Here is a 12,845-nt window from a genome sequence, read left to right on the forward strand (position 1 = left end):
ATGTTATTTTTTTAAAACCATAATAGTTTAAATATTTCCCCATTCCATTGCAAAACATTCTTTTTAAATGTAAATTTGCACAACAATACAACAATAAGTATGAGTTCAGATAACAGTACAAACCGTTATGCACAACGTGGGGTATCTGCCCAAAAAGAAGATGTGCACAACGCTATTAAAAACATCGATAAAGGATTATTTCCTAAAGCTTTCTGTAAAATAGTTCCTGATTATTTAACAAATAATGAAGATTATTGTTTGATTATGCACGCCGACGGGGCAGGCACTAAATCATCATTAGCTTATTTGTATTGGAAAGAAACCGGTGATTTATCTGTTTGGAAAGGTATCGCACAAGATGCCCTGATTATGAATATCGACGATTTGTTGTGTGTGGGTGCTACTGACAACATCATGCTTTCATCAACTATTGGAAGAAATAAAAACCTGGTTCCCGGCGAAGTAATCTCAGCAATTATCAACGGAACGGAAGAATTAATCAATGAATTGAAAAAATTCGGGGTTACCATTCACTCTACGGGGGGCGAAACAGCCGATGTAGGTGATGTAGTTCGTACCATTATTGTTGATTCTACCGTAACAGCACGTATGAAACGCAGCGATGTAATTGACAATGCCAATATTAAAGCAGGTGATGTAATCGTAGGTTTAGAATCATTTGGTCAGGCAACTTACGAAAGCGAGTACAACGGCGGAATGGGAAGCAACGGCTTAACATCTGCACGCCACGATGTTTTTGCACATTATTTAGCTGAAAATTATCCCGAAAGTTTTGATCCGTCTGTTCCAAAAGAATTGATTTATTCGGGCGGTAAAAAATTAACCGATGAAGTAGAAGGGTCGCCAGTAAACGCAGGTAAATTAGTGTTATCTCCCACACGAACGTACGCACCAATCATTAAAGCTATTTTATCAAAATACACCTCTGAAAAAGTACACGGAATGGTACATTGCTCAGGCGGTGCACAAACAAAAATATTGCATTTTGTTGACAACGTTCATGTGATAAAAGATAATTTATTTGAAGTTCCTCCGTTATTTAAACTGATACAGGAGCAATCGCAAACCGGTTGGAAAGAAATGTATCAGGTGTTTAACTGCGGTCACAGAATGGAATTATACGTGAATCCAGAAATTGCTGAAGACATTATTGCTATTTCAAAATCGTTCAACGTAAATGCACAAATTGTTGGAAGGGTAGAAGCTTCTAACAGCAAAAAATTAACCATTAATTCAGTTTACGGAACTTTTGAATACGAATAAAGTCAGATTAATGGCAATTGATTACGGCGGAAAACGTACCGGAATTGCCGTAACTGATGAAATGCAAATCATTGCATCGGGCTTAACAACTGTTGAAACAAAGACTATTTTTTCGTTTCTTGAAAACTATTTTAAAACCGAAAAAGTATCTAAAATCATTGTTGGCGAACCCAAACGGTTAAATAACGAGGCATCGTCAATTGGTGCCGAAATAAATAAGTTCGTTGAGAAATTAGCTGGCTTGTATCCGCAAATAGAAATTATAAGAATGGATGAACGCTTTACCTCTAAAATTGCCTTTCAAACAATGATTGATAGCGGATTGAAGAAAAAGCAAAGACAAAACAAGGCGTTAATTGATGAAATTGCAGCCACCATTTTATTGCAGGATTATATGAGCAGCAATCGGTTTTAAAGAAAATATAACAGAAGTTTAAAATAAGATCATTTTAAAATGTCAACAAACAAAAATACAGAAAGCGATGTAGTATTAATTGGAGCTGGAATTATGAGTGCTACACTTGGATTGTTGTTAAAAGAACTGAATCCAAAGACAACCATTCAAATTTTAGAGCGACTAAGCAGTGCTGCCGAAGAAAGTTCAGATGCAATGAACAATGCCGGAACAGGGCATTCCGCTTTTTGTGAATTAAATTATACCCCGGAAAAAAACGGAATAATCGATACCACCAAAGCATTGAATATTTGCGAACAGTTTGAAGAATCAAGACAGTTTTGGTCGTATTTGGTAAACAAAAACATCATCCAGTCTCCAAAATCATTTGTGAATACTGTACCACATATGAGTTTTGTTTGGGGCGATAACAACGTTGATTTCCTTAAAAAAAGACACGAAGCTTTAAAAAAACATCCGTTGTTTGAAGCTATGGAATTTAGCGAAGATCGTGAAGTAATTAAAAAATGGGCACCTTTGATTATGGAAGGCCGCGATTATAAAGAAAAAATTGCCGCAACACATATGAATTTGGGTACCGATGTTAATTTTGGGGAATTGACCCGACAAATGATTAAACATCAGGTAAGCCAAAACGGTGTAACGGTTTCTTTTAATACCGAAGTTTACAATTTAAAACGCACACAAGACAACCGTTGGACAATCTTTATCAAAGATTTAAAAACAGGCGAAAAACGTACCATTACTACCAAATTTGTATTTATTGGCGCAGGCGGAGCATCTATTTTATTGTTAGAAAAATCGGGCATTCCTGAAGGGAAATCTTATGGAGGATTTCCGGTATCAGGACAATGGCTGGTTTGTGAAGATGAAAAACTTGCCGAACAACATTTTGCAAAAGTTTACGGATTGACATCGGTTGGTGCACCGCCAATGTCGGTTCCGCATTTAGATACACGTTATGTAAATGGTAAAAGATCGTTGTTATTTGGACCTTATGCTGGGTTTTCGACCAAATTCTTGAAAACAGGATCTTATTGGGACTTGTTTAAATCAATATCTACCGGAAACATTGGAACAATGGTTGGTGCCGGATTGGATAATTTAGATCTAACCAAATATCTGATTTCTGAAGTAATGGCATCAGAAAACAAAAAAGTTGAAGCTTTAAAAAGTTACTTCCCGAATGCTAAAAAAGAAGATTGGCGACTGGAAATAGCAGGTCAGCGTGTACAAACAATGAAACGCAATAAAGAAGGCAAACCCGAACTGGCTTTTGGTACCGAAGTGGTAAATGCTGCCGATGGAAGTTTGGCGGTATTGTTAGGAGCTTCTCCGGGGGCATCAACAACAGTAAACATTATGTTGAAATTAATTGCAAAATGTTTCCCTAATGAGTATAAATCACCAGAATGGCAGGCAAAATTCAAAGAAATGATTCCTTCTTTTGGATTAAAATTAAACGATCATCCAGAATTATTAAAAGAATTAAGAGCAGAAACTTCTAAAACATTAGAATTAAAATATTAAAGAAAACGATCGATTTAATTATCGGTCGTTATTTTTTTACAAACTACCACAATTTTATCATTATTTAAATCAGTAGTAAAAAAAACGTACAAATCGCCACCATCTTTAATTTTATGTTTTTTACGGATTTCTTCTACTTTTAAAGGAAAATTCCGGGTTGTGATATTACACTTTGTGTTTTCTAAAAACTTAATGTCTTTTTTATTGTAAGGAATAATTTGTTCTATTTTAAAAGATCTTCCTGGAAAATCAATCAATTTGTTCGATGTGTATAAATGTGAATGTTTGTGCAATTTACTTACATTGAATTTTGTGGCAATACTGTTGTAAACCCCCAATTTAAGATAACTGCTGAATGGTTCATAAAGATAATTTAACGGAAGTGATAACTGCGAATCTACAATAACATTTAAAGGAAAAGCATCTTGATGAATGGTTCCATCATTTGAAATATTGACGGCAATAAGTTCCGACTGATCTATAAACCCTTTTTGTTGAACAATTAAAAGCTCTTTAACTTCGTTTTGTAAACCAATGGCGTAAATGGTTTTAACGTTACTTAATTCGTTTAAAATTGATGAAATATCAAGCAACGGAGCTACTTTAATTAAAATATTTTTAGATTTTTCAAAAAGAAATTCCTGTAGTTCAACTACGTTTGGAGTGCAATCTTTCAATAAAAAAACTTTTGATTTTTTATCATCTCTTCGGGCAGGATCAATGTAAATCCAATCATATTTTTCAGTCGATTTTTCAAGATATGAAATACTGTCGCCTGAAATAGTTTCAATATTATCTACATTCAACACCTTAAAATTATGTTGAACAATTGCCGATAAATCTTCTTGAAATTCACAATGAACAACTTTTTTAAATCGCTTTGCAAAGTAATAATCATCAACTCCAAAACCACCAGTCAAGTCGATTATTTTTTCTCCCGAAATTAATTCGCTTTTAAACTTTGCCAAGGTTTCTGATGACGTTTGTTCGATAGATAATGTACTTGGAAAAATAACATTGTCATTTGCAAACCAAGTCGGTAATTTCTTTTCAGCTTTCTGTTTTGCCTGAATCTGATTTAAAATCCAAGTCCATTCATAGTCAACAAACGGATTTTTTTTTAAAGCCAAAATATTAATGTTTTGCTTTAAGTTATTGTTTATAAATTGTTTTAAATCAGATGATAATATCATAATTTAAAATTAATTATTAGCTAAAACAAAAGTATGGCAACCAACTATTGCAGCAGTTTCGGTACGTAAACGTGTGTTTCCTAAAGCAACGGGCAAATATCCATTTGCCAATGCTTTGTTGATTTCGTTGGTAGAAAAATCTCCTTCAGGACCAATCAGCAACGTATAATTCTGTTGTGTTTCAATTCGGTTTTTTAATTCAACTTTATCGGTTTCTTCACAATGTGCAATAAACTTTTGTCCGCTAAATTCTTTCGATAAAAAATCGTTCAATTTAATCGGTTCGTTTAAAACAGGCAGATACATTTGGTTCGATTGCTTCATTGCACTGATTAAAATTTTATCGAAACGTTCGGTTTTAATAATCTTTCGTTCAGAATGATCACAAATAATCGGTGTAATTTCATCAACACCAATTTCGGCAGCTTTTTCTAAAAACCATTCGTAACGATCGTTCATTTTTGTAGGAGCAACCACCATATGAATTTTAAATTCTCTTGGTTCAGTAAATTGCGATTCGTTTATTTTAACCACACATTTTTTTTCAGATGCTAAAATAACTTCACAAACAAATAAAAAACCTTTTCCGTTGGTAATGTGTAAAATAGAACCTTCTAATTTACGCAAAACTTTAACAATGTGTTTACTTTCTTCTTTATCAAAAGTAAACTCTGTTGTTTCAGTATGTATGTCGGGTGCATAAAATAATTGCATAATTTAAAACTCTAATCTTGCTTTAGAAACTACTTCATCATCACTAAAAATTCCTAAATTAAATTTATGATAACCAACAATACCAATCATAGCGGCATTATCTGTTGTGTATTCAAATTTAGGTATAAACGTTTTCCAGCCGTATTTAGTTTCGGTTTCTTTTAACGCTTTACGAATGCCGGAATTTGCTGAGACACCGCCTCCAATAGCTATTTGCCGGATACCGGTTTGTTCAACAGCCAGTTTAATCTTATCCATTAAAATTCTAATAATGGTATGCTGAACAGAGGCACAAATATCGTCAATATTTTCTTTGATAAAATCCGGATTTTTTTTAACTTCTTTCTGAATAAAATATAAAATTTGCGTTTTTAATCCCGAAAAGCTAAAATTCAATCCATCAACTTTTGGTTTGGTAAAAGCGTAGGCTTTTGGATTTCCGTTTTGCGCGTGCTTGTCAATTAAAGGACCACCAGGATAAGGAAAGCCTAATATTTTTGCGGTTTTGTCGTAAGCTTCACCAACAGCATCATCAGTAGTTTCGCCTAAAATTTCCATATCAACAAACGAATTCACTTTCACAATTTGTGTATGTCCGCCACTAATTGTCATCGCCAAAAATGGAAATGTAGGCTTGTCAAAGCCTTCTTCATCAATAAAATGAGCCAGAATATGAGCATGCATGTGGTTTACGGCAATCAACGGAATATGCAATGCCATGCTTAACGATTTTGCAAAAGAACCGCCCACCAGTAAAGATCCCATTAAACCCGGACCTTGCGTAAATGCAATAGCACTTAAATCGCTCTTTGAAATTCCTGCTTTTTGTAAAGCAACATCAATTACCGGAACAATATTTTGCTGGTGTGCACGTGATGCCAACTCGGGTATTACACCGCCATATAACTCGTGAATTTCCTGTTTTGCCACAACATTACTTAGTACTTTTTCGTTACACAATACGGCGGCTCCGGTATCGTCGCACGAACTTTCAATGGCTAAAATATAATTTAATTGCTGCATTGTAAAAAATCGGCATAATTTATGCTTAAAATGTGGAGTAAATACCACATTCACTTTACATAAATTATTATTTTTGTTTCGTATTTAATAAGCAAATTTAAAACAAATAAGGCTATCAAAAAACTTTTTAAAATACTGTTTGGGTTGTTGTTGGGGTTGGCACTGGTTTTTATATTGGCGGCCGTAGTAATTACTACTCCAATCATTCAAACAGAACTAGCACATTACGCCACCACAAAAATTAATAAACACTTTAATATCCGAACATCGATTGGACAGGTTGCCGTACAGTTAGATGGAAAAGTACTGCTAAAAAAAATACACGTGTTAGATGAACACAATAACGATTTGGCATACATTGACCGGCTATATACCAATATTACCGATTTTAAACAACTAACCGGAGGAAAGCTGATTTTTGGTAGTACAGAAATACAAGATGTTGATTTTTTTATTCACAAATACAAAGGCGACACCCTTACCAATTTAGATAAATTTATTGCTGTTTTTGATGACGGAAAACCCGGTAGCGGTAAATTTTTAATGAAAATTGATCATTTAGAACTAACCAACGGAAAGTTTAAGATTACCGATGACAATACCGGGAATTCGCCCGTAGATTTTACCGAAATGAACGGAGCTCTGAATAATTTAATCGTGCGTGGACCAAACATCAATGCGGATATCAGCCGGCTGGCATTAAAAGATAAAAGAGGGATTTACGTTAAAGATTTGGTTACCAGTTTTGCAATGACCAAAAAATCTATGGACTTAAACCCTTTTGCTATTGAAACCGAAGAATCGTTTATTAAAGGAGCAATTGCAATGCGGTATAACGAAGGTGATTTAAAATATTTTACCGAAAAAGTTAATTTAGCTATTGATTTTGATAAATCTAAAATTGCAACAAACGATTTAAAATTCTTTTATAAGGAATTTGGTAGCAACAATATGCTGTATTTAACGTCAAAAGCAACCGGAACGTTGAATGATTTTAAGCTGAAAAACATGCAGTTGTCTGACAAATTTGGTTCAGAAATTATAGGAAATTTTACGTTAAAAAATTTGTTTGTTAAAACCAATCCTTTCAGGATTGATGCCCATTTAAACCGATTAAATATTTCACGGGAAAACGCAGTGGCTTTGTTGCCAAACGTTTTGGGGAGTGCCTTGCCGGTTCAATTAGAGAATTTAGGGCAATTAAATTTAAAAGGAACTGTTGCTTACGAAAATTTTTATGTTGATGCCGATATAGAGGCAACTTCAAACCTTGGATTTGCTAAAGCCGATGTGGAATTGTGGAACGTTAATCAAAAACAAAATGCAAGCTATAAAGGAGACATTGCTTTAGAAAATTTTGATATTGGCAAAGTAATAGAAAAAGAAAACATAGGAATAGCAACCTTAACGGCTACTGTTGACGGTAAAAGTTTTGATCCGGAACATTTTAATACCGTTTTAAAAAGTCACGTTCAGGAATTTACCTTTAACAATTATTCTTACAAAGACATTGAAATTGATGGAAACCTAAAACTTCCGGCTTATACAGGAACGTTGGTTAGCAACGATCCTAACGCATTGCTTAATTTTAACGGAACACTTGATTTTTCAAACGATAAAACAACGGTGGATTTTAAAGCGGATATTGAACGCTTAAATATGAATGCGTTGCAAATTGTAAAAGATTCCCTGGGTGTTTTCAAAGGTCATTTTGAGTTAAACGGTACTGGAAAGAATGTCGATGTGTTTGAGGGAAGTATTTTAGCAGAAAACGCATCGTACACCAATTCGGTTGAAACCTATAATTTTGACCATCTTTTTATAAAATCTGAATTTCAGGAAAATAACATTCGTCAAATAGATGTGACATCAAATGATATTGTAAATGGTTATGTACGCGGAAATTTCAAATACAATCAATTAAAAGAAATCGTAGAAAATTCGTTAGGAAGTCTTTATAAAAATTATTCGCCTAACGATATCGCTACCAATCAGTTTATAGAATACGATTTAAAATTTCACAATAAAATTGTCGATCTGCTTGTTCCAAAACTCGAAATTGCCGATGACACTTCAGTTTCCGGAAAAATTACTGCCGATACGGGAGAGTTTATTTTGCTTGTGAATACACCGTTTGTGAAATACGGTCAAAACAAATTCAGTAATGTGCAGGTTGACGTCAACAGTTTGCGCGAAAATCAAAACGCTTTTATAGCCATTGACACCATTGATCTAAAATTCTACAAAGCCTACGATTTTGTTCTAAACAACGCCAAGAAAAACGATACGTTGTATGCAGATACAACATTTAAAGGCGGATCTGAGGCAAACGACAGCTATAGCTTAAACTTCTATCATACCATTGATGAAGAAAACAAATCGGTTGTAGGTATTGATAAATCAGAGATTCAGTTTAAAGAATCGGTTTGGTATTTAAATGAGTTCAACAACGATAAAAACCGAATCATTTTTAATAAGGAAATTAACAATTTTACTATTGAAGATATTCAATTATCACACAACGAACAAATGGTTTTACTGAACGGAAGCATGAACGGAGACGTTTATAAAGATTTAAATCTGGATTTTGAAAATGTGGAACTCGACAAAATTACGCCCGATTTAAACAATTTAACGTTTGCCGGGTTGATCAACGGAAACATTTCGTTTGTTCAGGAAAACAACATTTTTAAACCCAAATCAAAACTAAACGTAAAAGATTTAGAAATAAATGACGTATTGCTGGGCTTGTTTACTTTTGAAGTAGAAGGAGATGAATCATTGCAAAATTTCAATGTAAAATCAAACATTATCAATGATTTTACAGAGAATTTCTATATGAACGGACTAATTTCGGTAAGTAAGGGGCAAAGCAAATTGAATTTGGATGCCGGTTTTAACAAATTCAACTTAAAAGCCATTGCTCCGTTTCTGTCATCGATTATGTCTGATGTTCGGGGCGATGCATCTGGTAGGGCAACCATTCAGGGTACACATAAAGATCCCGATATCGAAGGAAAACTGTATTTAACAAATGCCGGAATGCGTCCTGTTTTTACCGGTGTTGATTATCTGTTTGACGAAAATACGCCGCTCGATGTAACCGAAAGCCAGTTTATATTGCGAAACGTAAATATTACCGATTCTAAATACAAAACAAAAGGACTTTTAAACGGAACCATTTCTCACAATAAACTCAAAAACTGGAATATTGACGCCCGTTTAGAATCAACCAACCTTTTGGCACTGGATATCGATTATAAAGAAGGCACACCTTATTACGGAACAGCTTTTATAGATGGGCATGCAACAGTGAAAGGTCCGGTTGAAAGTTTGGTAGTAAGCATTGAAGCCAAATCTCAAAAAGGTACAAAAATAAAAATTCCGTTAGATGATGCAGGCGGTGTTGGTGATAATAATTTTGTGCATTTTTTATCGCCCGAAGAAAAAGCCAACCGTTTAAAAGGTATTGAAACCGTGATAAACAACAATCGTTTTGGAGGTGTTCAGCTTAATTTTGAATTCTATGTTACGCCCGATGCCGAAATTGAAATTTTGTTAGACAGAGCTTCAGGACACGGAATGAAAGGCAGCGGAGCCGGATTTATCACTATGGAAATTAATACCTTAGGAAGATTTAATATGTGGGGCGATTTTCAGGTATATGAAGGAGAATATAATTTTAAATACGGCGGAATCATCGATAAAAAACTCGATGTGGTAAAATACGGAACCATCCGTTGGGACGGTGAACCTTTAAATGCCATTTTGGATTTACAGGCCGTTTACAAAACACAGGCAAATCCGGGATTGATTATAGAAAGTTCTGAAATCAACCGTAAAGTGGATACAGAAGTAAATATTGTTTTACAAGGAAATTTAAGCAATCCTGAAATTGATTTCCTAATTAATTTTCCAAACGTAAGTTCAAGCATCAAATCAGAAATAGAATATAAATTAGCCGATAAAGACACTCGTGAAACTCAGGCAATGGCATTGCTTGCAACCGGCGGATTTATCACTGCAACAACTGGTGGAAATGCAGTTTATGGTAGTTTGTTTGAACGTGCCAGCAGCTTGTTCGACGATTTATTTTCTGATGCTGAAGGAAAATTCCGGGTAGGTTTAAACTATTCACAAAGTGAAAGAAATCCGTATTTACAGGAAGTAGATGAAGCAAGAGTAGGTGTAACATTATCCACACAAATAAGCGACCGTATATTGGTAAACAGTAAATTGGGAGTTCCGATTGGCGGACGTGAAGATAACGTTATTGTGGGCGATGTAGAAATACAGTTGCTTCTAAACGATGACGGATCGTTGCGTGCAAGGGTTTTTAACCGTGAAAATAATATTAATTATATTGGTGAAGGTATAAATTATAAACAAGGCGTTGGTTTAACGTATGAAGTCGATTTTAACACCTTTAAAGAATTGCTTAAAAAAATACTCACCAGTGCCGATAAACGTGAGAAGGAAAAGGAAAAACAAAAACAGCAACAAAATAACAATAATAGCATTCCTGACGACGATTACGGCGTAGAATTTTTAAAGTTTCAGGAAAAGCGTCGGGAAGCAACTTCCGAAAAAACAGAAAATGAACCAGAGTCTTAATAGATTCTGGTTTTTTACTTTTTATTTGTATCTTTAAGCTATTAGAAATAATTATGAAATCAGATAAAATAAAAAAAATTGCGGTCTTAACGTCTGGTGGCGATGCACCGGGAATGAACGCAGCAATAAGAGCTGTGGTTCGGGCTTGTACTTATTATGAAGTAGCTTGTTTTGGCGTTTTTCGGGGTTTTCAGGGTTTGATGGAAGGCGATCTAAAAGAAATGGGACCACGTGATGTAAAATATATTATCAGCAAAGGCGGAACCATTTTAAAATCAGCCCGTTCGAAAGAATTTATGACAAAAGAAGGTCGTAAAAAAGCTCATCATACCATAGAAAAATACGGAATAGATGCCTTAATTATTATTGGTGGTGATGGAAGTTTTACCGGCGGAATGTTGCTTTCTAAAGAATTTAACCTTCCTGTAATTGGTATTCCCGGAACTATTGACAACGATATTTACGGCACTTCGCACACCATTGGCTACGATACGGCTTTAAATACAGTGATTGATGCCGTTGATAAAATCAGAGATACAGCTACATCGCACAAACGCATTTTCTTTGTCGAAGTTATGGGACGCGATGCCGGTTTTATCGCATTAAACTCAGGAATAGGAGCAGGGGCAGAAGAAATTTTGATTCCGGAAGAAAATATTGGTTTGCCCAAATTATTAGAGAAACTAAAAAGAAGCAAGGCCTCAGGTAAATCATCGTGTATCGTTATTGTGGCAGAGGGCGAAAAATCAGGTAAAAATGTTTTTGAATTAAGCGATTATGTCGAAGAACATTTACCGGAATACGATGTGCGGGTTTCTGTAATTGGTCACATTCAGCGGGGTGGTTCACCAAGTTGTTTTGACCGGGTGTTGGCAAGCCGTTCCGGAGTGGCCGCTGTAGAAGCGTTGCTAAAAGGCAAAAAAAACATCATGATTGGTCTGCAAAACGATTTAATGGCTTATACTCCGCTGGAAAAAGCAATAAAAGGCGAAAATAAAATAGACGAAGAATTAATTAGAATTTCAGATATATTATCAATATAAATTATGGAAAAAGTAAAAATTGGGATAAACGGTTTCGGGCGAATTGGTCGTTTGGTTTTACGCGAATCATTTGAACGAAACGATATAGAAGTGGTAGCTATAAACGATTTAATGGAAATTGATTTATTGGCTTATCTTTTAAAATACGATTCGGTACATGGAACGTTTAAAAAAGAAATTTTAATTGAAGGGAATCATCTGATTATTGATGGAAAAAAAATCAGGGTTACCTCTGAAAAAGATCCGGCATTATTAAAATGGAACGAGGTTGGAGCAGAAATAATCGCAGATTGTTCGGGTGTTTTTAAAACAATGGATAAAGCCTCAGAACATTTAAAGGGCGGTGCCAAAAAAGTAGTAATTTCTTCTCCGTCTGATGATATTCCAATGTTTGTTATGGGTGTTAACGAAGAAAAAATTACCCCTAACGATGTTATTCTTTCAAACGCATCGTGTACCACAAACTGTCTGGCGCCCATTGCTAAAATTTTGAATGATGAATTTGGAATTATCGAAGGATTAATGACTACGGTTCACGCAGCCACTGCTTCACAATTGGTTGTTGACGGAGCTTCTAAAAAAGATTTCCGTGGAGGTCGTTCCGCTTTAAATAATATCATTCCGGCAAGTACAGGTGCCGCAAAAGCGGTTACAAAAGTAATTCCGGAATTAGAAGGAAAGCTTACAGGAATGGCATTTCGTATTCCCACACCAAACGTTTCTGTGGTTGATTTAACGGTTAAACTGGCAAAACCCACTACTTACGAAAATTTAATGAATGTTTTTAAACAAGCATCTGAAACCAATTATAAAGGAATTTTGGGCTTTACAAATGAACCGGTGGTATCACAGGATTTTCTCTCTGATACGCGGACATCTATTATCGATGCCGATGCCGGAATTGCTTTGAACGATACATTTTTTAAAATTGTATCGTGGTATGATAACGAATACGGATATTCCGCAAAACTTTTAGACTTGATAGTTTATGTGAATGGTTTAAAAGAATAAATTCTTATAAAAAGTAAA

The 12,845-nt window shown here is 35.0% G+C and carries 9 protein-coding genes; 6 read left to right on the top strand and 3 right to left on the bottom strand.

The features are described from left to right. Nucleotides 1–99: 99 nt before the first annotated feature. From BLW20_RS05225 to mqo, 3 genes are read left to right on the top strand one after another with little or no spacing between them, the layout of a single operon-like run. Entirely contained in the window at nt 100–1,284 is a 1,185-nt protein-coding gene (locus BLW20_RS05225; protein ID WP_091097094.1) for an AIR synthase related protein, read from the top strand. 10 nt (nt 1,285–1,294) lie between these two features. Continuing rightward, nucleotides 1,295–1,699: a Holliday junction resolvase RuvX gene (gene ruvX, locus BLW20_RS05230; protein ID WP_091097096.1), complete on the top strand. Its 405-nt coding sequence runs from the start codon at nt 1,295–1,297 to the stop codon at nt 1,697–1,699. Nucleotides 1,700–1,738: 39 nt separating this feature from the next. Then, the gene (gene mqo / locus BLW20_RS05235) at nt 1,739–3,229 is read left to right on the top strand and encodes a malate dehydrogenase (quinone) (RefSeq protein WP_091097098.1); all 1,491 of its coding nucleotides are present in this window, start codon (nt 1,739–1,741) and stop codon (nt 3,227–3,229) included. A gap of 14 nt (nt 3,230–3,243) precedes the next feature. Here the strand turns inward: mqo and BLW20_RS05240 are convergent, their stop codons facing one another. From BLW20_RS05240 to tsaD, 3 genes are read right to left on the bottom strand one after another with little or no spacing between them, the layout of a single operon-like run. After that, on the bottom strand, nt 3,244–4,422 hold the full coding sequence (locus BLW20_RS05240; RefSeq protein ID WP_091097100.1) for a class I SAM-dependent methyltransferase: 1,179 nt from the start codon (nt 4,420–4,422) through the stop codon (nt 3,244–3,246). Nucleotides 4,423–4,431: 9 nt separating this feature from the next. Beyond that, nucleotides 4,432–5,136 (bottom strand): 16S rRNA (uracil(1498)-N(3))-methyltransferase, encoded by a 705-nt coding sequence (locus tag BLW20_RS05245; protein WP_091097102.1) that lies wholly within the window; start codon nt 5,134–5,136, stop codon nt 4,432–4,434. Nucleotides 5,137–5,139: 3 nt separating this feature from the next. Then, nucleotides 5,140–6,159: a tRNA (adenosine(37)-N6)-threonylcarbamoyltransferase complex transferase subunit TsaD gene (gene tsaD, locus BLW20_RS05250; protein ID WP_091097105.1), complete on the bottom strand. Its 1,020-nt coding sequence runs from the start codon at nt 6,157–6,159 to the stop codon at nt 5,140–5,142. A gap of 174 nt (nt 6,160–6,333) precedes the next feature. Here tsaD and BLW20_RS05255 point away from each other — a divergent pair, with 174 nt between their 5' ends. The 3 genes from BLW20_RS05255 to gap are packed head-to-tail and all read left to right on the top strand — an operon-like array spanning nt 6,334 to nt 12,827. Next, nucleotides 6,334–10,773 (top strand): translocation/assembly module TamB domain-containing protein, encoded by a 4,440-nt coding sequence (locus tag BLW20_RS05255; protein ID WP_091097107.1) that lies wholly within the window; start codon nt 6,334–6,336, stop codon nt 10,771–10,773. Nucleotides 10,774–10,826: 53 nt separating this feature from the next. Then, nucleotides 10,827–11,816 (top strand): 6-phosphofructokinase, encoded by a 990-nt coding sequence (gene pfkA / locus BLW20_RS05260; RefSeq protein WP_091097109.1) that lies wholly within the window; start codon nt 10,827–10,829, stop codon nt 11,814–11,816. Between the two features lie 3 nt (nt 11,817–11,819). Further along, on the top strand, nt 11,820–12,827 hold the full coding sequence (gene gap / locus BLW20_RS05265; protein WP_091097111.1) for a type I glyceraldehyde-3-phosphate dehydrogenase: 1,008 nt from the start codon (nt 11,820–11,822) through the stop codon (nt 12,825–12,827). The last annotated feature ends 18 nt before the right edge of the window (nt 12,828–12,845 follow it).

The organism is Paenimyroides marinum (assembly GCF_900108395.1).
In the GTDB taxonomy this organism is placed as follows: domain Bacteria; phylum Bacteroidota; class Bacteroidia; order Flavobacteriales; family Flavobacteriaceae; genus Flavobacterium; species Flavobacterium marinum.

Excerpts from the sequence above, each read along its gene's own strand:
- BLW20_RS05225 (WP_091097094.1), top strand. The coding sequence starts at position 100 with ATGAGTTCAGATAACAGTACAAACCGTTATGCACAACGTGGGGTATCT.
- ruvX (WP_091097096.1), top strand. The coding sequence starts at position 1,295 with ATGGCAATTGATTACGGCGGAAAACGTACCGGAATTGCCGTAACTGAT.
- mqo (WP_091097098.1), top strand. The coding sequence starts at position 1,739 with ATGTCAACAAACAAAAATACAGAAAGCGATGTAGTATTAATTGGAGCT.
- BLW20_RS05240 (WP_091097100.1), bottom strand. The coding sequence starts at position 4,422 with ATGATATTATCATCTGATTTAAAACAATTTATAAACAATAACTTAAAG.
- BLW20_RS05245 (WP_091097102.1), bottom strand. The coding sequence starts at position 5,136 with ATGCAATTATTTTATGCACCCGACATACATACTGAAACAACAGAGTTT.
- tsaD (WP_091097105.1), bottom strand. The coding sequence starts at position 6,159 with ATGCAGCAATTAAATTATATTTTAGCCATTGAAAGTTCGTGCGACGAT.
- pfkA (WP_091097109.1), top strand. The coding sequence starts at position 10,827 with ATGAAATCAGATAAAATAAAAAAAATTGCGGTCTTAACGTCTGGTGGC.
- gap (WP_091097111.1), top strand. The coding sequence starts at position 11,820 with ATGGAAAAAGTAAAAATTGGGATAAACGGTTTCGGGCGAATTGGTCGT.